This is a genomic window from Ruegeria sp. CDSA033 (genome assembly GCF_059612305.1).
Map to the genome: position 1 here is coordinate 1 of NZ_JBXWQI010000001.1, position 24,002 is coordinate 24,002.

General features: G+C 58.5%; 23 protein-coding genes. 16 read left to right on the forward strand and 7 right to left on the reverse strand.

Annotated features, from left to right (window positions below; genetic code table 11):
* The 5 genes from AC2FLA_RS00005 to AC2FLA_RS00025 all read left to right on the forward strand — a co-directional run.
* A partial coding sequence (locus tag AC2FLA_RS00005; RefSeq protein WP_496719540.1) for an NAD(P)(+) transhydrogenase (Re/Si-specific) subunit beta occupies positions 1-225 on the forward strand: 225 nt, incomplete at its 5' end.
* A gap of 86 nt (positions 226-311) precedes the next feature.
* On the forward strand, positions 312-668 hold the full coding sequence (locus AC2FLA_RS00010; protein WP_496719542.1) for a VOC family protein: 357 nt from the start codon (positions 312-314) through the stop codon (positions 666-668).
* A 107-nt stretch (positions 669-775) separates the two neighbouring features.
* Positions 776-2,053 (forward strand): DUF3422 family protein, encoded by a 1,278-nt coding sequence (locus AC2FLA_RS00015; protein WP_496719544.1) that lies wholly within the window; start codon positions 776-778, stop codon positions 2,051-2,053.
* A 70-nt stretch (positions 2,054-2,123) separates the two neighbouring features.
* Positions 2,124-3,266: an MFS transporter gene (locus AC2FLA_RS00020; protein ID WP_282153989.1), complete on the forward strand. Its 1,143-nt coding sequence runs from the start codon at positions 2,124-2,126 to the stop codon at positions 3,264-3,266.
* A gap of 59 nt (positions 3,267-3,325) precedes the next feature.
* On the forward strand, positions 3,326-4,489 hold the full coding sequence (locus AC2FLA_RS00025; RefSeq protein WP_496719546.1) for a M20 aminoacylase family protein: 1,164 nt from the start codon (positions 3,326-3,328) through the stop codon (positions 4,487-4,489).
* Positions 4,490-4,570: 81 nt separating this feature from the next.
* Here the strand turns inward: AC2FLA_RS00025 and AC2FLA_RS00030 are convergent, their stop codons facing one another.
* Positions 4,571-5,869, reverse strand: a complete 1,299-nt coding sequence (locus tag AC2FLA_RS00030) for a 3-deoxy-D-manno-octulosonic acid transferase (protein ID WP_496719548.1) — start codon at positions 5,867-5,869, stop codon at positions 4,571-4,573.
* 1 nt (position 5,870) lies between these two features.
* Complete coding sequence (moaA, locus tag AC2FLA_RS00035) at positions 5,871-6,878, reverse strand: GTP 3',8-cyclase MoaA (protein ID WP_058274374.1); 1,008 nt, start codon at positions 6,876-6,878, stop codon at positions 5,871-5,873.
* A 90-nt stretch (positions 6,879-6,968) separates the two neighbouring features.
* On the opposite strand from moaA, the gene AC2FLA_RS00040 reads away from it, so the two are divergent.
* The gene (locus AC2FLA_RS00040) at positions 6,969-7,385 is read left to right on the forward strand and encodes a hypothetical protein (protein WP_496719549.1); all 417 of its coding nucleotides are present in this window, start codon (positions 6,969-6,971) and stop codon (positions 7,383-7,385) included.
* Here the strand turns inward: AC2FLA_RS00040 and AC2FLA_RS00045 are convergent.
* From AC2FLA_RS00045 to glmU, 4 genes are read right to left on the reverse strand one after another with little or no spacing between them, the layout of a single operon-like run.
* Positions 7,373-8,059 (reverse strand): DNA alkylation repair protein, encoded by a 687-nt coding sequence (locus AC2FLA_RS00045; RefSeq protein WP_496719550.1) that lies wholly within the window; start codon positions 8,057-8,059, stop codon positions 7,373-7,375. The two genes, AC2FLA_RS00040 and AC2FLA_RS00045, sit on opposite strands and share 13 nt — an antisense overlap.
* 8 nt (positions 8,060-8,067) lie before the next feature.
* Entirely contained in the window at positions 8,068-8,610 is a 543-nt protein-coding gene (locus AC2FLA_RS00050; protein ID WP_496719552.1) for a pyridoxamine 5'-phosphate oxidase family protein, read from the reverse strand.
* 3 nt (positions 8,611-8,613) lie between these two features.
* Positions 8,614-10,437 carry a glutamine--fructose-6-phosphate transaminase (isomerizing) gene (glmS, locus tag AC2FLA_RS00055; protein ID WP_496719553.1) on the reverse strand — a complete coding sequence of 608 codons (1,824 nt, stop codon included), beginning with the start codon at positions 10,435-10,437 and terminating at the stop codon, positions 8,614-8,616.
* 12 nt (positions 10,438-10,449) lie between these two features.
* Positions 10,450-11,796, reverse strand: coding sequence for a bifunctional UDP-N-acetylglucosamine diphosphorylase/glucosamine-1-phosphate N-acetyltransferase GlmU (glmU, locus tag AC2FLA_RS00060; protein WP_496719555.1), 1,347 nt, complete (start codon positions 11,794-11,796; stop codon positions 10,450-10,452).
* Positions 11,797-11,929: 133 nt separating this feature from the next.
* Between glmU and AC2FLA_RS00065 the strand changes: the two genes are divergently transcribed.
* The 3 genes from AC2FLA_RS00065 to AC2FLA_RS00075 all read left to right on the forward strand — a co-directional run bounded on the left by AC2FLA_RS00065 (position 11,930) and on the right by AC2FLA_RS00075 (position 15,151).
* Positions 11,930-12,601, forward strand: a complete 672-nt coding sequence (locus AC2FLA_RS00065) for an HAD-IA family hydrolase (RefSeq protein WP_496719556.1) — start codon at positions 11,930-11,932, stop codon at positions 12,599-12,601.
* 39 nt (positions 12,602-12,640) lie between these two features.
* Positions 12,641-13,831 (forward strand): DegT/DnrJ/EryC1/StrS family aminotransferase, encoded by a 1,191-nt coding sequence (locus AC2FLA_RS00070; protein WP_496719558.1) that lies wholly within the window; start codon positions 12,641-12,643, stop codon positions 13,829-13,831.
* Between the two features lie 156 nt (positions 13,832-13,987).
* Complete coding sequence (locus tag AC2FLA_RS00075; protein WP_282153997.1) at positions 13,988-15,151, forward strand: isovaleryl-CoA dehydrogenase; 1,164 nt, start codon at positions 13,988-13,990, stop codon at positions 15,149-15,151.
* 54 nt (positions 15,152-15,205) lie between these two features.
* On the opposite strand, the gene AC2FLA_RS00080 is transcribed toward AC2FLA_RS00075, so the two are convergent.
* Entirely contained in the window at positions 15,206-15,811 is a 606-nt protein-coding gene (locus tag AC2FLA_RS00080) for an OmpW/AlkL family protein (protein ID WP_109310444.1), read from the reverse strand.
* 205 nt (positions 15,812-16,016) lie between these two features.
* On the opposite strand from AC2FLA_RS00080, the gene AC2FLA_RS00085 reads away from it, so the two are divergent.
* The 7 genes from AC2FLA_RS00085 to AC2FLA_RS00115 all read left to right on the forward strand — a co-directional run bounded on the left by AC2FLA_RS00085 (position 16,017) and on the right by AC2FLA_RS00115 (position 23,949).
* Positions 16,017-17,480: an AMP-binding protein gene (locus AC2FLA_RS00085; RefSeq protein WP_496720450.1), complete on the forward strand. Its 1,464-nt coding sequence runs from the start codon at positions 16,017-16,019 to the stop codon at positions 17,478-17,480.
* A complete protein-coding gene (locus AC2FLA_RS00090) occupies positions 17,470-18,270 on the forward strand; it encodes a hypothetical protein (RefSeq protein ID WP_496719560.1) in 801 nt (266 codons plus the stop codon). Before AC2FLA_RS00085 ends, AC2FLA_RS00090 begins: the two co-directional genes overlap by 11 nt.
* Positions 18,267-19,871 (forward strand): carboxyl transferase domain-containing protein, encoded by a 1,605-nt coding sequence (locus AC2FLA_RS00095; protein WP_496719562.1) that lies wholly within the window; start codon positions 18,267-18,269, stop codon positions 19,869-19,871. Before AC2FLA_RS00090 ends, AC2FLA_RS00095 begins: the two co-directional genes overlap by 4 nt.
* Before the next feature lies 1 nt (position 19,872).
* Entirely contained in the window at positions 19,873-20,298 is a 426-nt protein-coding gene (locus tag AC2FLA_RS00100; RefSeq protein ID WP_496719564.1) for an ASCH domain-containing protein, read from the forward strand.
* Positions 20,299-20,301: 3 nt separating this feature from the next.
* Positions 20,302-22,230 (forward strand): acetyl/propionyl/methylcrotonyl-CoA carboxylase subunit alpha, encoded by a 1,929-nt coding sequence (locus AC2FLA_RS00105; protein ID WP_496719566.1) that lies wholly within the window; start codon positions 20,302-20,304, stop codon positions 22,228-22,230.
* Positions 22,231-22,296: 66 nt separating this feature from the next.
* The gene (locus AC2FLA_RS00110) at positions 22,297-23,151 is read left to right on the forward strand and encodes a hydroxymethylglutaryl-CoA lyase (RefSeq protein WP_496720452.1); all 855 of its coding nucleotides are present in this window, start codon (positions 22,297-22,299) and stop codon (positions 23,149-23,151) included.
* Positions 23,152-23,160: 9 nt separating this feature from the next.
* Complete coding sequence (locus AC2FLA_RS00115; RefSeq protein ID WP_496719568.1) at positions 23,161-23,949, forward strand: crotonase/enoyl-CoA hydratase family protein; 789 nt, start codon at positions 23,161-23,163, stop codon at positions 23,947-23,949.
* Positions 23,950-24,002: the final 53 nt, after the last annotated feature.

Sequence of the window (24,002 nt, forward strand, 5' to 3'; positions counted from 1 at the left end):
TCGAACGACATCGTGAACCCTGCGGCGCAGGAAGACCCCAACAGCCCCATCGCCGGCATGCCGGTTCTGGAATGCTGGAAGGCCAAGCAGGTCTTCGTGTCCAAACGCGGCCAGGGCACCGGGTACTCGGGCATCGAAAACCCGCTGTTCTTCAAAGAAAACACCCGCATGTTCTACGGCGACGCAAAGGCAAGCCTCGACAAACTCCTGCCCATGATCGACTGAACCGGGTCAGGATAACTTTCGGAAAGGCGCCCCAGCGGGCGCCTTTTCTGTTTTTAGTGTACTCTAAATTGAAAAGGAGGTGCCCGATGGAAAAAGTGAACGGCATAGGCGGCGTGTTCTTTCGCGCCCGCGATCCAGAGGTCCTGAGCGCGTGGTATGAAAAGCATCTGGGCGTAAATCACTATATCCCGGAGCCATGGAAACAGCGCGAGGGTTACACAGTCTTCGCCCCCTTTGCGCAGGACACCGCGTACTTCGGAAGATCCGAGCAGCAGTGGATGATCAATTTTCGTGTCGATGACCTAGCCACCATGATTGCACAGCTTGAAGCCGCAGGGATCAAGGTTGAAACTAACGCAGAGTGGGACAGTGAGGTTGGCAAGTTCGCGCGCATCCATGATCCAGAGGGCAACCCGATCGAGCTGTGGCAGCCAAATCAATGAGATAGCGGGTTTGTATACCGTAGTATCCTTGTAAGTATATGAAATAAAAAGAGAATTGATGAATTTTTTAGGTGTCGTATAGTGCCTCGGACGAAACGGAGCCCAAGATGACGCCGATAGATGACCATCCGCTGCGCTATGCGCTGGCTAATGAATTGCACGCCCGTCCGTTTCCGGTGGCGGCAATGCCCTGTACAGTGGTCTTTCTTGCGATCAAGAAATCTGTTGCCGCCGTCGCACGGGATCGCCGCGAAGATCTGGATCACCTGATCGATCTTCTCGACCGCCACGGGGCGCAGCATCCGCAGCCGGACGCCACGCACTATGCCGGACAAATCGGCCGCCATTGGTTGAAGTGGGAGCAACATACCGAGTTCGTGACCTATACGGCCATCGCCCAGAACGTCAGCGAGCGTGCGTTCAACCCGGCTGATTTTGAGGTTTTTCCCCCCGACTGGTTGATGGCCAGCCCCGGTCAGAGGGTCACGTCGGCCATGGTGCGGGTTGTCGAACGCGAAGGCGACGAGGTGATCAAATCCAAGCTGCTGGAATGGTTCGAACCAGAAAGCCTGGCTGTTGCTCGGGTGCTGGATGACGCAGCTGTTTGTGCAAGTGATTTTCGTATCGATCCGGCAGGGCACATGCGGTTTGCGCTGTTTGTCGCGAATGGAACCGGTCGGCGCAGGACGGGACGGATCGTCCAGCGTTTGTGTGAGATCGAGACCTACAAGGCAATGTCCATGCTGGGTTTTGCGCGGGTCAAACAACTGATGCCTCGTATCGGAAAGCTTGATGAAAAGCTGACGCGCCTGATGGGGCAGATGACCGACAATTCTGCCCAGCCCGACGAGTTGCTTCAGGACTTGCTGTCAACCTCGATTGAACTGGAAACTCTTGCTGCGCAGTGTTCGTTCCGGTTCGGAGCCACGGGTGCCTATGAGGCCATCGTAAATCAGCGGATTGAGGTCCTGCGCGAAGAGCGTTTTGAAGGCGGTCAGAACTTTGCGGACTTTATGATGCGCCGATACGACCCGGCGATCCGAACGGTGAAATCCACGGAACGCCGCCTGCAAGCCCTGTCTGATCGAGCCATCCGTGCAGGGGAGTTGCTGCGAACCCGTGTCGATGTTGAGCGCAGCGCGCAAAACCAGGCCCTGTTAGAAAGCATGGATCGCCGCGCCGATTTGGCCCTGCGTCTGCAACACACGGTCGAGGGGCTTTCCGTGGTTGCGATCAGCTATTACGCCGTATCGCTGGTCAGCTATCTGCTCTACCCCCTGACGGGTACCGGGATCAGTAAAGGGATGTTAAGCGCAGCGGTGACGATTCCGGTTGTCCTGGCGGTATGGTTTGCCGTCCGCAGGATTCGAAAGCGGTTGGAGTAGATCCGTATTTGCCTTTGGACCTGCGAGTTGTACAACAAACGCGTTTGACACTTGGGTCGAGGAATTCTCTGTGATTGGAATCGTGTCGGCGTGGCGGGCCGTGGCCGCCATGTTCATATTGAATGGCGCATTGTTCGGCATCTGGGCATCGCGCATTCCAGCGGTCCGGGACAAACTGGACCTGACGCATGAGACACTGGGATATGGCCTGTTGTTCATGGCGGCGGGCGCAGTGTGTTCATTTCCGATCACAGGCCGGTTGACCGACAGGTTCGGCGCGGTGGTTCTGACGCGGTACATTGCCGTTCTCTATACGGTTTCGTTGATCCTTCTGGCTCTCGCGGGTAGTTTCTGGTCGCTTGCGGCTTTTTTGTTTGTATTCGGGGCTTTCCACGGCTCGATGGATGTGGCGATGAACGCCTGGGCGGCGGAGGTTGAGCAGGCGTACAAGAAGCCCGTGATGTCATCATTCCACGCGATGTGGAGCCTTGGGGCTGGGTTGGGCGCCCTCAGCGGATTTGCAGCGGTGCAGATGGGGCTGACAGTGATCCAACACTTTTTGCTGGCGGGCGGGATCGTCGTTGGGCTGGCATTGGCATTGTCATGGGTACGCTGGACATCGCGCCGCGCGGCCGTGTCCGGAGGCAAGGTTTTTGCTTTGCCTTCAGGCGCTTTGATCCTTGTGGGCTTCACCGCTCTGTGCGGAGCTTTGGGGGAAGGTGCAGTGGCGGATTGGAGTGCGATTTTCCTACGGGACGTGACCGACGCCGCCGAAAGCATTGCGGCATTGGGCTATGCGGTATTCTCGGTAGCCATGGTTGCCTTCCGCTTGGCAGGTGGATTTGTCATCGCGCGCTTTGGACCGGTCGCGACAGCGCGATTTGGCGGGGCTTGCGCCGCTTTGGGTGTGTTCTGTGTTGTGTCCGCTGCCGAGGCAGGGCTGGCATTGGCAGGTTTTGCGATGATGGGGGTCGGATACGCGGTGATCATGCCGTTGGCGTTCAGCCGGGCGGCAAGTGATCCCAATGTGCCACCGGGGCAGGCGATCGCCAGCGTCGCCACGCTGGGGTACGGAGGACTGTTGATTGGCCCGCCGCTTATTGGGTTTCTCGCAGAGATGCTTACATTGCGCGTAGCATTCACGGCGCTGTTGCCGCTGGCCGTATTCATTGTCCTGTTGGCGGGTTCGTTGCGACCTGCCGAAACAGATTGAAGTCATGGCGGGGTCGTAGCGGAGCAGCAGGCCGGAAAACCAACAGTTAGGAGACCAACATGCCGATCAAAAACCGGTTCGCCGAGTTGCAGGGTGAAATCACCGAGTGGCGACGCGATATTCATGAAAACCCGGAAATCCTGTTCGAAACCCACCGCACCAGTGCCCTGGTCGCCGACAGGTTGCGTGACTTTGGCTGTGATGAAGTGGTGACAGGTATCGGCCGAACCGGAGTTGTCGGCGTGATCAAGGGAAAGACGGACACAAGCGGCAAGGTGATCGGGCTGCGGGCGGATATGGATGCGCTGCCGATCCACGAGGCGACCGGGCTAGACTATGCCTCGAAAACTGACGGCGCCATGCATGCCTGTGGGCATGACGGGCATACGGCCATGCTGTTGGGGGCCGCGAAATACCTGTCCGAGACGCGCAATTTTGACGGCACCGTAGTCGTGATCTTCCAGCCAGCTGAAGAAGGCGGCGGCGGCGGGCGCGAGATGTGCGAAGACGGCATGATGGACCGCTGGGGCATTCAAGAGGTCTACGGCATGCACAATTGGCCCGGCCGCCCGGTGGGCAGTTTCGCCATTCGGCCTGGGGCCTTTTTTGCGGCAACAGATCAGTTCGATATCACTTTCGAAGGCAAAGGCGGGCACGCCGCCAAGCCGCATGAAACGGTCGACACCACGGTAATTGCTGCTCAGGCCGTTTTGGCGCTGCAGACCATTGCATCGCGCAATGCTGACCCGATTGATCGTCTTGTGGTTTCGGTCACGTCGTTTGAGACATCGTCAAACGCGTTCAATGTGATCCCCCAATCGGTGAAGATCAAAGGGACCGTGCGCACGATGAGCAAGGAAATGCGCGACTTGGCTGAAAAGCGCGTTCAGGAAATCTGCGCAGGTATCGCCACCACTTTTGGTGGTCAGGCCGATGTGACCTATTACCGGGGTTATCCGGTGATGGTAAACAGCGACGAGCAGACCGATTTTGCCGCAGATGTCGCGCGCTCGGTGTCTGGAAACTGTGACGAAGCGCCCTTGATCATGGGCGGTGAGGACTTTGCCTTTATGTTGGAAGAACGGCCCGGAGCGTACATCCTGGTTGGCAATGGCGACACAGCGGCTGTGCATCATCCCGAATATAATTTTAACGACGAGGCGATTCCGGCTGGATGCAGCTGGTGGGCCGGGATCGTGGAACAACGGATGCCCGCGGCCTGATGAAGGCATAGGGAGGCGAGGGGCCAGCCCCTCGCGCTCCCCGGGATATTTATGGCCAGATGAAGGTGGACCCTTGCTGCGTCAGGCGAGGTTGAGTGTATCGCACAAAGTATTGATCACATCGTCCAACGCGGATTTCTGGTTGTTTACGCAGGATTTCGCGCCAGCCCGCGCTTTGTCCAGCACGGCGTCGTCTGACACCCAATTCGCAACGGCATCCGCGAGTTGCGGAGCGGAATTGACCTCGGTCGCGCCACCGCTTTCGATCAGTGGCGCGAAGGTTTCCGCAAAATTGAAGTACCCCGGACCAGTGATCACAGCAGCACCGGCCTGTGCGGGCTCAAACGGGTTGTGACCGCCGATTTCCTTGAGCGAGCCGCCCAGGAACACGATAGGGCACAATGCGTACCATGTGCCGGTTTCGCCCAGTGTGTCAGCGACGTAAACTTGAGTCTGCGGCGCGATCTTGTCGCCCTTGGTGCGGAAGGCGGCAGACTGCCCGGCGGACTCGAGCAGATCTGCAACCTCTGACCGTCGTTCGGGATGGCGGGGGATCAGCAGGAGCAGCAGATCAGGCCAGCGTTGCAACAGCTTGGCATGCGCGGCCAGAACCGTTTCCTCCTCACCTGCATGGGTCGAACTGGCGATCCAGATCGGGCGGTCGGCGATCTGAGCACGGATATCGCTCAGCGTGGCCTGATCGACCGGCAGCGGGTCCGACATCGCCTTGAGGTTGGTGCCGGGCTGTACCCGATCGGGGCGTGCGCCCATGTCGATAAGATTTCCCGCCGTCTTGTCATTCTGGGTTAGGAACAGTGTGAAATGGTCCAGAATAAATCGCGCGGTTTGGGGCCGCTTCTTCCATCCCTCGACCGAGCGATCCGACAGGCGCGCGTTGAGCAGCGCCAGTGGAACGTCGCGCCCGGATGCTTCGACGATCAGGCGCGGCCAGATTTCACTTTCGACGAAGACACCGGCGTCAGGGCGCCAGTGATCCAAAAAACGCTTCACCGGTCCGGCTGTGTCCAGTGGTGGGTATTGATGGCGCGCGCGCGGTGGCATCCGTTTTTCGATCAGCGCGGCCGAAGTTGGGGTTCCGGAGGTAATCAGAAACTCAGCCTTGGGCAGGCGTTCGCCCAGACGTTTGATGAGACTGATGACCGACAGAGTTTCGCCAACGCTGGCGGCGTGGAACCAGATCAGCTGCCCATCGGGGCGGGTTTGCGTGGCGTGGCCAAGGCGTTCCTGCTGGCGCGTTTCGGGAACGCCCGCCGCCTGCAGCTTGTTGCGAACCGTGCGCCATGCCAGCGGGGCCGCAACGGAAGTCAGGCCGCAATACAGCTTGTACAGCAGCGTTGGCTGGTCGGGGTTGTTTGGCACTTTAGCCGCCCGTGTGGCTCATGTGGCGGCTCATCTGGCCGTCGACCGCCTGACGGGAATAGTCGAAATCATGCCCTTTGGGCTTGAGGGTGATCGCGGACCTGATTGCCTCTTCCAATGATTTATCACTGTCGGGATGATCGCGCAGCGGCGCGCGCAGGTCGGCCATATCCTCTTGCCCAAGGCACATGTACAGCTCACCGGTGCAGGTCAGGCGCACGCGGTTGCAGCTTTCGCAGAAGTTATGCGACAGCGGTGTGATAAAGCCGATTTTCTGGCCTGTATCCTCAAGCCGTACGTAACGCGCAGGTCCACCCGTCCGTTCGGCCAGATCCGTGACGGAATAGTGTTTTTCATATTCCTTGCGCACATCTTCGAGAGACCAGTACTGGTCCAGGCGGTCTTCGTTTCCGATATCACCCATGGGCATGACCTCAATCCAGGTCAGATCCATGTCACGCTCGGCACACCATTCAGTGATCTTTGGCAATTCGGGTTCATTGAACCCTTTCAAGGCGACCGCATTGATCTTGACCCGCAGGCCCGCTTTCTGCGCGGCGTCGATCCCGTTCAGCACCTGCTTGAGGCGCCCCCAACGGGTGACCTTGGCAAATTTGTCTTCGTCCAGCGTATCCAGCGATACGTTCACGCGACGAACCCCTGCAGCGTACAGATCATCGGCAAATCGGTGCAGTTGCGAACCATTGGTGGTTAGCGTCAGCTCTTTCAGTGCGCCGCTGTCCAGGTGTCGGGTCATCGAATTGAAAAACGTCATGATATTGCGGCGCACCAGTGGCTCGCCGCCGGTGATGCGCAACTTTTCAACACCCATGTTCACAAAGGTCGAGCACATGCGGTCAAGCTCTTCCAGCGTCAGTAGGTCTTTCTTGGGCAGAAAGGTCATGTCCTCGGACATGCAATAGACGCAGCGGAAATCGCAGCGATCCGTGACGGATACGCGGAGATAGGTGATGGCACGTGCGAACGGGTCGATAAGCGGAGCTGTCATGCGACATAGGTAAAGCTGCAACCGCCCTGCGACAAGGGCGAACTGCGCTTTGCGCTGGAACAGATGCGCGCAGGGCGATAGGTTTGCGTCATGAGATATGCGCTTTTGGCTTTTTGTGTTCTGGTGGCGGGATGTGACACCGTGCGGTCGACCACCGATCGTGTCTTTGGTGGTGACAAGCCCCCTGAAGAGGCAGAACCAGCCGTTGTAGAAGAGGTGGTCGAGCCGCAACCCGTTGCCGTTGCCGCCACTGGTTGGCTCGGTCCAAAAACCACGATTGCCGGTCTGGGAGATCCCACAACACCTGGTCGATGGCTGGAAACGTCTTTGGTGGAGACTGAATTCACCGGGCGCGTGGTTGTACCGCGGACGGGCGCGCAGGCCTATATCACTTTAATTCCAGCAACCGGGCCAGCCGGGGGCGGCAGCCGCCTTTCGCTGGATGCGATGCGGGCCCTGCTACTGCCATTTGATGAATTGGTTGAGCTGGAAGTTTATTCCAACTGACCTTTCAAATACTTGCCGGCCTCTTTTCGCGCAAATGGTTTCATCGCGTCGCCATGTGTTTGCAAAAAGGCGATAACGCGGTCCGGGTCGTGCTTGGACAGCTCCCGCAGCCACCACGCAACAGACTTTTGAATGAACCAGTCGCGATCGGGCACATAGCCTGCAGCCCAACCCAGAATGCGGTCTCGGCGTTGCAGGTCTTCTGGTTTGGGGTGGTTCTGTTTGGTCCAGGGCAGGGTCGCCACCAGCGCCGCGCGCCTGGTCCACATGTGGTCCGATTTTGTCCAGCTTTCCACCTGATCCAGCCGCGAAGGGTCGGCTGACAGGCGCTTTTGCATCGCCATGCAGGCGTGATCCGCCACAGCCCAGGCATCAAAATCCGGCAACCAGCTTTGCAGCAGGTCCCAAACGGCATCATCAGGTCGGATGCGTGCCTGTGTCAGCAGTTTTGCAGCGGCAAGGCGTCCTTCGTGGATATTGGTCTGCCACAACGCATCTGCCAATTCGACGCGCGCTGCGATATCCAACTCCTTTCGCCAGGTTTTGGTCAGATCATTCAGGATCGGGTTTGCCACGCCCAGATGGGTGCGGTCGGCCTTGTGATAGGCCGCCATTTGTTCGGCGCGCTCGGGATCGGAATGGGCTTTGATCTGGTCCAGATAGGCTTCAAGCATCAATAAACTCAGGGTCGGGTGCGCGTGGGTTTGCCATCAATGGTCTGATGGTTCTTTTCAACCCAATAGGATTGGATCTGCTCGTCGGACTTGCCATCGACCCATTTCTGCATCGTGTCGCGTTCGGACTGATATTCCATGAACGGCACGGCATAGCCGCACGAAGTCTGGACCACATCGATATCCAGATCATAGATCTGACGCGCACTACGGTGATCGGGAAACAGGCCAGCCAATTCATCCCAGCCCTCATCCCCCATATGCAGCGTGCGCGCGGTGCCATAGGTTCTCAAGATCATAGGGCGGGTCGTGAACGAACACCACATCAGCGTCATGCGGTTGGCTTCCAGCAGATGACCGGCGGTTTCGTTGCCGCTGCCGGTCAGGTTCATCCAGGCAATCCGGTTCGGGCCAAGAACGCGCAGCGAATCCATGCCCTTGGGCGAGATGTTGACCCGTCCGTCGGGTGCCGCAGTGCCGACGAAGAACATGTGCTGTTCTTCGATGAATTTACGCTGCCCGTCATCCAGTTCCGGAAATTGCTTGGCCATGTCTCACTCCACTGTAACCGATTTTGCCAGGTTGCGCGGCTGGTCTACATCCGTGCCTTTGGCCACCGCCGTGTGATAGGCCAGCAGTTGTGCCGGGACCGAATAGAGGATCGGCGCCAGGCTGGGGTGAACATGCGGCATCCGGATGATGCTCCAGACGCCATCTTCAGCCTCGGCAATCCCGTCATCGTCCGAGATCAGAATGACCTTACCCTTGCGCGCCATCACCTCTTGCATGTTCGACACCGTCTTGTCGAACACGGTGTCGCGCGGCGCCATGACCACCACAGGCATGTTCTTGTCGATCAGGGCGATTGGTCCGTGCTTCAGCTCACCCGAAGCATAACCTTCGGCGTGGATATAGCTGATTTCCTTGAGCTTCAGCGCCCCCTCCATCGCCAGCGGATACATCAGGCCGCGACCCAGGAACAGAACGTCGCGGGCTTCGGACAGGCGCTGTGCGGACGTCTTGATGGCCGGATTCTGATCCAGCGCTGCATTCATCACCGTTGGCAGGCCGCGTAGCGCAGCATAGTGGTCGGCCAGCTCGTCGTCGGTCAGCGTACCGCGATCCGCAGCCGCCTTGAGCGCCATCATCAGCAGAACGCTCAGTTGACACGTGAACGCCTTGGTCGAAGCCACGCCGATCTCAACGCCTGCATGGATTGGCAGGGCAATATCGCTTTCGCGGGCGATCGAACTTTCGGGGACGTTGACGACCGAGACGATTTTGTCCGCCTTGCCTTCGCAATAGCGCAGCGCCGCCAGAGTATCGGCGGTTTCACCCGACTGGCTGACGAACAGCGCCATCGTGCGCCCCGTGATCGGAGGTTCGCGATAGCGGAACTCGCTGGCGATATCGACCTCGACTGGCAGTTGGGCCAATTGCTCGAACCAGTACTTCGCCGTCAGGCAGGCGTAAAATGCGGTACCGCAGGCCACCATGGTCAATCGATCCAGTTTGGTGAAATCCAGATCGGCGCCAGGCAGAACCACCTGATCGCCGTTGCCGGGCAAATAAGACCGGATCGCGTCGGCAATCACCACGGGCTGTTCGGCGATTTCCTTAGCCATGTAGTGCTTGTGGCCATTCTTACCGGTCCGCGTGTGATCCAGCTTGATCCGACGCGTTTCGCGGTTCGCCAATTCACCATCTTCGTTGCGAATCTCCAGAGAGGTCCGGGTCAGTATTGCTCGGTCACCCTCTTCAAGATAGGTGATACGGTCGGTCAGCGGGGCCAGTGCGATGGCGTCTGAACCTACATACATCTCGCCATCTCCGTGCCCGATGGCCAGTGGAGATCCTTTACGCGCGGCGATAATCAGGTCGTCCTCTCCATCGAAAAGGAACGCCAATGCAAATGCGCCCTCAAGTCGGTCGATCGTCTTAAACGCAGCTTGAATAGGTGAGAGGCCGGTCTTCAGATAATGCTCGGTCAACAGAGCGACGGTTTCGGTATCGGTTTCTGTTGTAAAATCGATCCCGTGTTCCGCCAGTTCTGCCCGCAGCTCACGATAGTTCTCGACGATTCCGTTATGCACCACCGCTACTGGGCCGGCCTTGTGCGGATGCGCGTTGGTCACCGATGGTGCGCCATGGGTGGCCCAGCGGGTGTGACCGATACCGGATTTTCCTGGCAGGGGGTCGTGCACCAGAAGATCGCTGAGGTTGACAAGTTTGCCCACCGCCCTGCGACGTTGAAGTTTGCCGTTATTGACAGTCGCGATCCCGGCGCTGTCGTATCCGCGATACTCCAGTCTTTTTAGGGCCTCGACCAGGGTGGGCGCGGCTTCGTGCTCGCCCAGTACACCAACAATACCACACATAAATCAGGCTCCTTAGTTGCGGCGCGCTTTCTTTGCCTTCAACAAATCAAACAATTTTTTTGCATAACCGGGCTTATTTTCCTGTTTGGCGCGGGCCATCGCCAGCGCTTCGGGCTCGACATCACGCGTGACAACCGTGCCGGCGGCGGTCATCGCGCCGTCACCCACCTTCACCGGTGCCACCAGCATAGTGTTCGAGCCGACAAAGACGTTTTCGCCAATCGTTGTACGGTGTTTGTTAAAGCCATCATAGTTGCAGGTGATCGTGCCCGCCCCAATATTGGATTTTGCCCCAACAGTTGAGTCGCCGATATAACTCAAATGGTTAACTTTAGCACCTTCAGCGATTTCCGTGTTTTTTAGTTCGACGAAATTGCCGATGCGCGTGTTTTCAGCCAATTCCGTACCCGGGCGTAAGCGGGCGTGCGGCCCAACGATTGAACCGCGGCTTATGTGGCAACCTTCAAGGTGTGAAAACGATCGGATTATTGCTCCACTTTCAACAGTGACGCCCGGTCCGAAAACAACATTGGGTTCGATAACAGCGTCTCGTCCAATAACCGTGTCGGCTGCCAAGTACACCGTTTCCGGTGCCATCAACGTTACACCCAGTGCCAGCAACTCGTTGCGCGCCCGGCTTTGGAATTGGGCGTCAGCCGCGGCCAGGTCAGCGCGAGAATCCACCCCCATAGTTTCAGCCTCGTCGCATTTGATCGCTGTTGCCGACAGCCCACGCGCATTTGCCAGCGCCGCGATTTCTGTCAGGTAATATTCGCCCGAGGCGTTGTCATTGCTGACCGCGTCAATCAATTCGAACAGCAGTTTTGCGTTGCAGGCCAATAGCCCGCTGTTGGTAAAGCGAATGGCGCGCTGTTCTTCGGTTGCGTCTTTGTATTCAACGATTTTGACCAGTTTTTCACCATCCATGATCAACCGGCCATAACGGGGCTGAACTTCGGCAATATCAAAACCCAGCACGACCAGATCAAAGGATGCGCGCGCCTCAATCATACGCTCCAGTGTTCTGCGATCGATAAAGGGCGTGTCGCCGTAAAGGACGATCACATCGCCATCGAATCCGTCCAGAGCATCCCGCGCCTGCGCAACGGCATGCGCTGTTCCAAGCTGTTCTTCCTGCACGACGATCTGCGCAGCTTCATCCTCGGCAGTGGCGGCTTTAGCAACCTCCTCAGAGCCGTGACCAGTGACAATAACCGTTCGTTCGGGTGACAGCACCGCACCGGCGCGCATCGCGTGTACCAACATCGGCGTTTGGGCAATCGGGTGCAAAACTTTTGGGGTATCCGAATTCATCCTGGTGCCTTTTCCGGCGGCAAGGATAACAAGGGCGATGGTCATAAAAACGATTTCTCTTTGTGTTTTGTTGCAGCCCGTTTTATCCGCTGAGTTCAAAGGCGCAAGCGGTTCGGGCATCAAACAAGATTGCCGTTTGCAACACTTATGGCGAAGACTCGCCGAATTAGGGGGCAATATGCGTACGGTTATCTTCGATCTGGACGGGACCTTGGCCGATACATCGGGCGATTTGCTGGCCGCCGCCAACCACTGTTTTCGGCATATGGGGCATGGGGATGTGTTGGTTCACGGCGAAGATGCGGGCGTTGCCCTGCGTGGTGGCCGAATGATGCTGACCCATGGGTTGAAACGGGTGGGCGCCTATGACGATGTAACGGTTCAAGACTACTACCCGATGCTGCTTGAGGCATATTCCGACGAAATCGACACGCATACCCATTTCTACCCTGGCGCGCTGGACGCGGTGGAAGCGTTGAAGTCCACAGGTTACGGGGTTGGCATCTGTACCAATAAGCCCGAGGCATTGGCACATCAGTTGCTCACGCAGATGGGAGTGCGTGACCTGTTTGCCTCCTTGGTTGGTGCAGACACGCTGTCGGTGCGAAAGCCTGATCCGGAGCCGTTGCGTGAAGCTGCACGCCGGGCGGGTGGTCATCCTGATTTATGTGTTCTGATTGGCGATTCCGACACTGACCGAAACACTGCCCGCGCCGCGGGTGTGCCGTCGGTATTGGTTACCTTCGGCCCGTCCGGCGATGATATGGCCGCGCTGGAACCCGAAGCTCTGCTGCACCATTTCCATGATTTACCAGAATTGGTTGCAGAGTTGATTGGCGCGGCCGCGTAATCCCTTGACCCGAACGTTTTGCAGGACCAGAACACTCTTATGACCGAGATATTCACTGGCAGCTTCACACAGCAGGAACCCATTCCAGAAGAGGCGGTTGAGGCCGCGCTGGCGGTACTGCGCCACGGGCGTCTGCATCGTTATAACGTCGTACCTGGCGAATTGGGCGAAACCGCCCTGCTGGAACAGGAATTTGCCGCCCAGACAGGTGCAAAATACTGTCTGGCCGTGTCCTCGGGCGGCTATGCGATGGCCACGGCACTGCGGGCCGTGGGGGTCAAACCGGGGGACCCGGTGTTGACGAACACGTTCACTCTGGCACCTGTGCCCGGATCTATTGCTTCGGTCAGCGCGCGCCCCGTTTTTGTGGGCGTGACCGAAGACCTTACGATTGATCTGGACGATCTCGAAACCAAGCTGGATCAGGCCCGCGTTTTGATGCTGAGCCATATGCGTGGTCATCTGTGTGACATGGATCGGCTGATGCAGATGTGCGATGCCGCAGGTGTCACGGTGATCGAGGATTGCGCCCACACAATGGGCGCTGCGTGGCATGGGCAGGTTTCGGGCCGACAAGGCGCGATTGGCTGCTATTCCTGCCAGACCTACAAACACGTCAATTCGGGCGAGGGCGGCTTGCTTATCACCGATGATGAGGAACTGGCGGCAAAGGCAACGATGCTGTCGGGGTCCTACATGCTGTACGAACGCCACCTTGCGGCACCGGGGCCAGAGGTGTTTGAGCGGATCAAGTATCATACCCCCAATGTCTCGGGGCGAATGGATAATCTGCGGGCCGCAATCCTGCGCCCGCAATTGCGCGATCTGGATCGGCAGATCGAACGCTGGAACGAACGCTATTTCGAAATCGAAAAAGGCCTGCGCGAGACGCCAGGTCTGAGCGTTGTCGACCGGCCAGAGGCCGAGACATTTGTCGGTTCCTCGATCCAGTTCCTGTTGCTCGATTGGTCGGCGGAGCGGGTAAACGAGGTTATCCAGCGCTGCGCGGCCCGGGGGGTCGAGCTTAAGTGGTTCGGCGGGGCCGAGCCGAACGGCTTTACATCGCGCTATGACAGCTGGCGATATGCCGACAGCGCGCCGATGCCAAAAAGTGATCGAATCCTCGCCGGGATCGTCGACATGCGCGTTCCCTTAACTTTTTCGCTTGATGATTGCGCGCTGATCGCACGGATCATTCGGGCAGAGGTGAGCGCAGTGTATCAGTCGTAATCCAATCGAGTGCGCGTGACGCGCACGCTTTATTTGTATGAAACTGCCGCCCCGATCAGGGCGGCGGTTTGTTTTTGGGATGCCGTCGTTGACCCAATTCAGATTCGCTGCTATTTATTGAACAACTGTTCATTAATGCGAAAGAGGAGATCGCTTATGTTCACGGCGGCCATGCAATTTGATCTGGGCGAGGATGTGAATGCCCTGCGTGAAATGGTACACCGGTGGGCGCAGGAGCGGGTCAAGCCGATGGCGGGTGAAATCGATGCCTCGAACGCATTTCCAAACGAGCTTTGGAAAGAGATGGGCGATCTGGGTTTGCTCGGCATCACTGTATCCGAGGAATACGGTGGGGCAGGGATGTCCTATTTGGCCCACACTGTAGCTGTGGAAGAGGTTGCGCGGGCATCGGCCTCGGTCTCTCTGTCTTATGGCGCGCATTCGAACCTGTGCGTCAATCAGATCAAGCTGAACGGTAATGACGAGCAAAAGGCGAAATACCTGCCGCGCCTGATCTCGGGCGAACATGTTGGTGCGTTGGCCATGTCCGAGGCTTCCGCCGGATCCGATGTTGTGTCGATGAAGTTGCGTGCGGAAAAACGCAATGATCACTACCGGCTGAACGGCAACAAATACTGGATCACCAACGGGCCGGACGCGGATACGCTGGTCGTATATGCCAAGACCAACCCGGAGGCCGGATCGAAGGGCATCACCGCGTTTCTGATTGAGAAAGAGATGAAGGGCTTCTCGACTTCGCCCCATTTCGACAAGTTGGGGATGCGCGGTTCGAACACGGCCGAGCTGATCTTTGAAGATGTCGAGGTGCCGTTCGAAAACGTTTTGGGCGAAGAAGGTAAGGGCGTTGCGGTTCTGATGTCCGGGCTGGACTACGAACGTGTGGTTCTGGCCGGAATTGGAACCGGCATCATGGCGGCCTGTCTGGATGAGATCATGCCCTATCTGGCTGAGCGTAAGCAGTTCGGCAAACCGATCGGCAGCTTTCAACTGATGCAGGGCAAGATCGCCGATATGTATACCGCGATGAATTCCGCGCGGGCCTATGTCTATGAGGTCGCCAAAGCCTGTGACCGGGGGGATGTAACCCGTCAGGATGCGGCGGCGTGCTGTCTTTATGCTTCAGAACAGGGCATGTCGCAGGCGCATCAGGCTGTTCAGGCGATGGGTGGGGCAGGGTTCTTGTCTGACTCGGCGGTCAGCCGGATTTTCCGCGATGCCAAGCTGATGGAGATTGGCGCGGGCACCAGCGAAATCCGCCGGATGCTGATCGGGCGGGAACTGATGAACGAGATGCGCTGAGAGAAGAAAACGCTTCGCAGACGAGGGAACTGCGAAGCGCTTTCCTTGTAAGGATCAGAACTTATGAACGTAGGATACGCCGACAAGGAAGGGATCGATATCGGCTTTGCCGATCTTGGTTCCGTTCAGCTTGACGTCCGTGTCAATGTCGAACCAGCGTACGTTCAGACGGACAGCACCATTGTCCGAGACCATGTAGTCCAGACCGGCCTGCAGCGAGACGCCGAAAGAGTCATCAACCTTCAGATCACCCAGTGCGGACTGCTCGTCGAAGAAGATAGTGTAGTTCAGACCGGCACCGACATAGGGCTTCCATGCGCTGTTGGTCGGGAAGTGATAGTTCAGCGACAGGGTGGGCGGCAGGTGCTTGACGGTGCCAGCCTCGGTGCTTCCGCCCAGGGTTACGGTGTGCTTGAACGGTGTAGCGGCCAGCAGTTCGATGCCAAGATTGTCACGGATGAAATACTCGGCAGTGAAGATCGGGCGGGTGTCCGAGTCGATCTCGGCCTTTTGTCCGGCCAGCGTGCCATTGTCGGACTTGGGGTTGAGGTAACCGACACCGACACCGACGGTCCAATCACCCTGCGATTGGGCAAAGGCGGGGGCAGCAAGCGCCACCAGCGCGGTGGAAAGTGTCAAAGCGGCGAGTTTGTTGGTCATGGTCTTGCCTTTGGTTCAGTTGATGAGATTGAATTGACAGCCGCGCGGTTCGCGCACTCTGATCTGCATCAAATCTGTGTGACAGGGTCATCGGAGGCTTCCCCGGTAAGGCCCTTGAAAATAAGGGGATTGCAGCGTGATAGATGCTAATCGCATACCGGGTTTGCGTTCAGCGGGGGGCTGGGACGTGCCATCTCGTCTGAATATGGCGCGTCAGTGTCTTGATCACGCGCCGGATCAGGTCGCCGTGATCGACTTGACAGGAAGCGACGAGCGGCGCGTCACCTACGGGCAGCTTGCTGAAATGACAGACGGCATCGCGCGCGCACTGTCGAAGAAAGTGCAGCCGGGGGATCGCGTGGGCGTGTTGCTCAGCCAGTCACCGTGGTGTGCAGCGGCGCATCTGGCGATCTGGAAAATCGGTGCCATCTCGGTTCCCTTGTTCAAACTGTTCAAGCAGGATGCCTTGCGATCCCGAGTGGGTGATGCCGGGGCGCGGGTTGTGCTGACCGACCCTGAAGGCGCAACGCTGTTAGGCGACTTGGCAGAACCGCTCATCGCGGACCAGATTGGTGAAGACGGGGCCGTAGTTCCTTTTGCCGACACCGGGCCAGAGGATCCGGCGGTGTTGATCTATACTTCTGGCACCACTGGCAGCCCGAAAGGCGCGTTGCATGGCCACCGGGTGCTGACCGGCCACCTGCCGGGGGTTTCGATCAGCCATAACAACCTGCGCGAAGGCGACTGCCTCTGGACACCGGCCGATTGGGCCTGGATCGGCGGGTTGTTCGATGTGTTAATGCCCGGTCTTGCGCTGGGCGTTCCGGTTGTGGCGGCCCGGCTGGACAAGTTCACCCCCGAAGCCTGTGCGGATGTAATCGCGCGCGGTGGTGTGCGGAACGTGTTCTTTCCCCCAACGGCCCTGCGGATGCTCAAAGCGTCGGATCAGGCGATTTTCGGGCTACGTTCAGTCGCTTCCGGGGGTGAGCCGCTGGGGGCCGAGATGTTAGCCTGGGGGCAGAAGGCGTTCGGCCTAACGATCAACGAATTCTATGGGCAGACTGAATGCAACATGGTTGTCTCTTCCTGTTCAGACGAATTCCCCGTGCGGCCTGGCTGTATCGGCAAGCCGGTCCCAGGGCACGATGTTGCGGTGATTGATGAAGACGCTCAGGCGACGAACGAAGAGGGAGACGTGGCCATCCGGCGCGGCTCAGCCTCGATGTTTTTGGAGTATTGGAACCGGCCCGAGGCGACGGCTGAGAAGTTCCGTGGCGACTGGCTGATCACCGGCGACCGTGGTGTGTGGGAGGGTGAATACCTGCGTTTCGTAGGGCGCGACGATGATGTCATCACCTCGTCCGGTTATCGTATCGGCCCGGCAGAGATCGAGGATTGTCTGCTGACCCACCCGGCGGTGGCAACGGTGGGCGTGGTTGGTAAGCCCGACAAGCTGCGGACAGAAATCGTCAAGGCATATGTAGTGTTGAAACCGGCGGCCGACGCCTCAGAATCCGAGTTGCAGGAGTGGGTTAAAACCCGCCTTGCGCATTATTCTTACCCTCGTGAAGTGGCTTTTGTGCAAGAGTTGCCTTTGACCGTGACCGGAAAAGTAATCAGAAAGGAATTGAAGCGTCGCGCGTCTGAGGAGGAATGCCATGCCGGATAAATCCAGCGTCAGAACGGGAATTGAATTTAGCGCCACCGCAATTGCGGTCATTGGCGCTGCATGGGCAGGCAAGGCGTATTTCGAAAACTGGATGCAGGACACAATCGATAAGGCGGTCGAAGACAAAATTGCAGTCATAGAGCAACTGCAACTGGCAGACCTTCTGGTTTATTATGATTATCCCGACGAGGCTATTTCTGAATTGCGCAAAGTAGCCGGTCGAGTGGCGAGCCTTGATGACGATGACAAACGAAAAATTGCGTTTTACGACAACTATTTAGATGCAATCTCTGCCTCTTACAGCACCCTGAAATATGAACCCGAAATCCGCATGCTGAGAAGTGTCTTCAGCACCGAGATGCAAACCGACGGATGGCATGATGAAAATCTGGCCTATGTCTCGATGTTTCTGCCGGAAGCGCAAGCGGACGAGAACTTTTACAATCGCGAGGTCGTCGGGCGTTTCAAACTGGCCGTAAGCCAGTACGAGGCGGATGGCGCCTATGACGATATGGGAAACGCCTATCGCAACCTATCCCTGGCCTATTTGTGCCGTGGGGATAACGAAGACGCCGTCGAGGCGATGGAGATGGCGGCCGAGATGCTGCCATTTGACTACTATTTTATGGTCCCGATGTCGGATCTGGAAGATTTTCTGGAAGAGCCAGAGATCAAAAAACTTGACGCAGTTTGTTCCAGCAACGTGGCGCAAGGTTACGCGCGTCTGATGCAGAGCTTTGCAGTCAGCGAAAACCCCGTTCGAGATTTTCTAAGAGAGTACACAAGATGAAGCTCCGATCCTCTGCTTTGCCCTCGTCCGAAGGGTTCCGGGAAAACCGCGCAGCGCATCTGGATGCGTTGGCGCAAATTGCCGACGCCGCCGAGGCCGCCCGCATGGGCGGAGGCGAGAAATCCCGCGCACGGCATGAATCGCGGGGCAAGATGCTGCCGCGTCGTAGGGTGGCGAACTTGCTGGACCCGGGGTCTCCGTTCCTTGAGATCGGCGCGACGGCGGCGCATGCGATGTATGGCGACGCCGCGCCCTGTGCCGGGGTCATTGCAGGGATTGGCCGGATGCAGGGGCAAGAGGTCATGGTGGTGTGCAACGATGCCACCGTGAAGGGCGGCACCTATTACCCGATGTCAGTCAAGAAGCACCTGCGCGCGCAGGAGATTGCCGAGGAAAACCAACTGCCCTGCATCTATCTGGTCGACAGTGGCGGCGCGAACCTGCCCAATCAGGATGAAGTCTTCCCCGACCGCGACCACTTTGGCCGCATCTTCTATAATCAGGCGCGGATGAGCGCGAAGGGCATCCCTCAGATCGCGGTGGTCATGGGATCATGTACGGCGGGTGGGGCTTATGTGCCCGCGATGTCGGATGTAACGATAATTGTCCGGGAACAGGGCACTATCTTTCTGGCCGGACCGCCTCTGGTCAAGGCCGCGACGGGTGAGGTGGTCAGCGCCGAAGACTTGGGTGGCGGAGATGTCCATACACGCCTATCCGGGGTGGCGGATTATCTGGCCGAGGATGACGCCCACGCGCTGGCTTTGGCGCGGCGGGCCGTAGGATCGCTGAACCGGCGCAAGCCACAGACGGTGGATTGGGCCAACCCCGAGGATCCGGCCTATGACCCCGAAGAAATTCTGGGCGTCGTCCCGGCCGATCTGCGCACGCCCTATGACATTCGCGAGGTGATCGCACGGCTGGTCGATGGCTCGCGCTTTGACGAATTCAAGCCGCGCTTTGGTGAGACGCTGGTGACCGGGTTCGCTCATGTCAAAGGCTGCCCGGTCGGGATCATCGCCAACAATGGCGTGCTGTTTTCCGAAGCGGCGCAAAAGGGTGCGCATTTTGTCGAGCTGTGTTCGCAGCGCAAAATCCCCTTGGTATTCCTGCAGAACATCACTGGCTTCATGGTTGGTCGCAAATACGAAAACGAAGGCATCGCGCGGCATGGGGCCAAGATGGTGACGGCGGTGGCCACCACCAATGTGCCCAAAATCACCATGCTGGTGGGGGGCTCGTTCGGAGCGGGGAATTACGGCATGTCAGGCCGGGCCTACCAACCGCGATTCCTGTGGACATGGCCGAACTCGCGCATTTCCGTGATGGGTGGAGAGCAGGCGGCGGGTGTTCTGGCTACCGTCAAGCGGGACGGGATTGAACGCCAAGGCGGAACTTGGTCGGCGGAAGAAGAGGCCGACTTCAAGCGCCCCACGCTGGAGATGTTCGAAGAACAATCCCATCCGCTCTATGCCTCAGCGCGGCTGTGGGACGACGGCATCATTGACCCGCGCAAAAGCCGGGACGTGCTGTCTTTGTCGTTGAAGGCGGCACTGAATGCGCCGATTGAGGAGACACGCTTTGGCGTGTTCAGGATGTAAGATGAGCACCGACCTGGAAAACATAAAAGCGCGTTATCCCGATGCACAGACGTTCAAATTCGGCGACAGTGCAATCATGAGTGCCGAGCTTTTAGCGCTGGTTCGGGCAGGGCAAAAAACGGCAACCTGCGGCGCACTGCGCGATTATCCCGAAGGCAGCCTTGATACTCCGGTTGTTGGGCGGCGCGATATTGCCCTTGAATGGGATGATCGTCCCGCATTGGTGATTGAGACGTTCGAAGTATCGATCTGCCGCTATTGTGACATGACCGAAGACTTCGCCTTGGCCGAGGGTGAAAACGAAACGTTAGACGGGTGGCGTGAGGATCACCGGCGTTACTTTGAGCGTAACGGCGGGTTTGATCCCGAGATGGAATTGCTTTGCGAACGGTTCCGCCTGATCGAAGACCTGGTGGATAAGGGCTAAACTATGTTCAATAAAATCCTGATTGCCAACCGGGGCGAGATTGCTTGCCGGGTGATGGAAACCGCTCAGAAAATGGGCGTAACTTGCGTGGCTGTGTATTCTGATGCCGATGCGTCGGCCAAGCATGTGCAGATGGCGGACGAGGCTGTTCATATCGGTGGTGCGGCACCGGCTGAGAGCTATCTCAAGGGCGACGTAATCATTCAAGCCGCGCTCGATACCGGGGCGCAGGCGATCCATCCGGGTTACGGATTTCTCTCGGAAAACCCCGGTTTCGTGGATGCGGTCGGGGCGGCTGGGCTGACATTCATTGGCCCATCGGCGGATGCGATCCGTAAGATGGGTCTCAAGGACGCGGCCAAGGTGTTGATGGAGCAGGCGGGCGTGCCTGTCGTTCCGGGGTATCACGGTGACAATCAGGACCCCGAGCATCTGGCGGGTGCGGCCGACACAATTGGCTATCCCGTCCTGATCAAGGCCGTGGCGGGCGGCGGCGGCAAAGGTATGCGGCTGGTCGAACAGCCCCAGGATTTTACCGAGGCACTGGACAGCGCCCGGGGTGAGGCCCGCACTGCCTTTGGCAATGATGCCGTGCTAGTCGAGAAGTTCGTCTCCAAGCCCCGCCATATCGAGGTTCAGGTGTTTGGCGACGGCACCCATGCGGTGCATCTGTTTGAACGCGACTGCTCACTGCAACGCCGACATCAGAAGGTGATCGAAGAAGCTCCGGCCCCGGGCATGACCGTTGAGATGCGCGACGCGATGGGGCAGGCGGGCGTACGTGCTGCCGAAGCCATTGGTTACAAAGGCGCGGGGACGGTTGAATTCATTGTGGATGCCTCGGACGGGCTGCGTCCGGACCGGTTCTGGTTCATGGAGATGAACACCCGCCTGCAGGTTGAACACCCGGTGACCGAGGCGATCACCGGCGTCGACCTTGTCGAATGGCAGTTGCGTGTCGCGGCGGGCGAGAGCCTGCCGAAGCAGCAGAGTGACCTGTCGATCTCAGGCCATTCCTTCGAAGCGCGGCTTTATGCAGAGGACGTGCCAAAGGGCTTTTTACCGGCGACCGGCACACTGACCCATCTGCGCTTCCCCGCGGCATGCCGCGCCGATAGCGGCGTGCGCGCGGGTGACACGATCAGCCCCTGGTATGATCCGATGATCGCCAAGGTGATCGTGCACGGCCCCACACGCGCTGTCGCATTAGAACAGTTGCACCGCGCCCTGAAAGGCACTGAGGTTGCGGGGACAGTCACGAACCTTGGCTTTCTGGGCGCACTGACGCGGCATCCGGGCTTTGCCGTCGGTGATGTTGATACTGGCCTGATTGGTCGCGATCTGGATGCGCTGGCCCGTGCAGAGCCGATCCCGGCGTCTTCGATCGTCGCGGCCGCGATGACGGCTTTGGATCTGGTGGATACAGTTGAGGAAACAGGGTTTTCGCTGTGGGCACCGCTGCATCGCGCGGTCCATTTGCGGGCAGGTGATGATATTGATCTGGACGTTCAAGTAGAAGGTCAGAACCGTCAGGTCTGGCAGGTCCGAGAGCAAACAATCCTTGCCCAGCGCGGTCCGGGCGGTTGGATGATCGACGGAGCCCCTATGCCGCGCGTGTCTGTGTCGGGTTCGCAGATCACAGTCTTTGAAAACTATGGTCAAGTCCTGGAAATTGTTGATCCGTTGGACCGCGATGCCGGTGCCGCTGGCGACACCAATGTGATTGAGGCCCCGATGCCGGGTCTGGTCAAAGCTGTCTTTGCGCAGGTGGGTCAAGCCGTGCAGGAAGGCGACCGGCTGGCAATCCTTGAGGCCATGAAAATGGAACATTCCCTGCTGGCCGCCCGTGACGGCATCGTTGCCGAAGTGCTGGCGGATGCCGGGGCGCAGGTTGAGGCTGGGGCCGCGTTGGTCCGGCTGGCGGAGGAATGAACTGTCCCCTTTTCGAACAACGTGGCACAGTCGGATCGAATGCGGCAATCAGAGAAGGACACAGCAATGGGTGAACGGGTCGAAATCTTCGAAGTGGGTCCGCGCGACGGTCTGCAAAACGAAAAGCGCGAAATTGCAGTGGCGGACAAGGTGGCGCTGGTCGATTGCCTGAGCAAGGCCGGTTTTAACCGCATCGAAGTGGCCAGTTTTGTCTCGCCCAAATGGGTGCCGCAAATGGCGGGCAGCGCGGACGTGTTGGCCGGGATCAAACGGGCCGACGGCGTCCGGTATGGAGCGCTGACACCGAACATGCACGGATACGAAGATGCTTTGGCCGCAAAGGCGGATGAGATCGCGGTATTCGCTTCGGCTTCGGAAGGGTTCTCAAAAGCCAATATCAACGCGACTATCGAAGAATCCATCGACCGCTTTGTCCCGATCCTTGAAGCTGCGCGCCACATCGACCTGCCTGTACGTGGATATGTGTCCTGCGTGACTGATTGCCCCTATGACGGACCAACACCACCCGAGAAAGTGGCTGAAGTTGCGGACCGGCTGTTCTCGTTGGGATGTTACGAAGTATCGCTGGGGGACACGGTCGGGCAGGGCACGCCCGACACTATCGCCCATATGTTGCTGGCCGTGCGCGAACGCGTTCCGATGACGCGGCTGGCGGGGCATTTCCACGACACCAACGGGCGGGCCATCGACAATATCGACGCTGCGCTGGCGCTGGGCGTTCGGGTGTTCGACAGCGCCGTTGGCGGTTTGGGTGGGTGTCCTTACGCGCCGGGCGCTGCCGGAAACGTCGCCACCGAAGCTGTTGTGGCTCATTTGGAGCGGCTTGGATATCAGACCGGCCTCGACCTTGCGGTCATTGAAGAGGCCGCGCAGATGGCACGCGCCATGCGATCCCATTAAGGAGCGGACATGTTTGAAACGATTGCGGTGACCACGGACGCGCGTGGTGTGGCCACTCTGACTCTGAACCGTGCCGACAAGCACAACGCCATGTCGGCGCAGATGATCACCGATCTTACGCAAGCCGCGCACCTGCTTGGAACCGACGACGCAGTGCGTGTTGTTGTACTGACCGGTGCGGGCAAAAGCTTTTGTGCTGGCGGTGATCTGGGTTGGATGCAATCTCAGATGGCGGCAGAATCCGAGACCCGGTTTGTCGAGGCGCGTAAACTGGCCGAAATGTTGCAGGCGCTGAACACGTTGCCCAAACCGCTAATTGGCGCGATCCACGGTAATGCCTTTGGCGGCGGTGTGGGATTGGCGTCGGTTTGTGACGCAGCGATCGGAGTGGAAACGGTCAAAATGGGGCTGACAGAGACCAAGCTGGGGCTGATCCCGGCCACGATTGGCCCCTATGTCATCGCCCGCATGGGCGAAGCCCGGGCGCGGCGCGTGTTCATGTCGGCCCGGGTCTTCGAAGCCGCAGAAGCGGTAGAGCTGGGCCTGCTGGCCAGAATTGTGCCCGCTGCCGACCTGAATGATGCGGTTGAGTCCGAAGTCCTGCCCTATCTTGCCTGTGCACCCGGCGCGGTGGCATCGGCCAAGCAATTGGTTCGCCAGCTGGGGCCGCGCATTGACGATGCCGTGATCGACCACACGATCCGCGAGCTGGTTGACAGGTGGGAAACCGAAGAGGCCAAGGAGGGAATCGGCGCATTCTTTGAAAAAAGAAAACCTGCATGGATTAGTAAGGTTTAGGCGCCACTTGTGATGTGGCCGCGATTGTGTGGGTGACCTTCTGGGACAGAGCT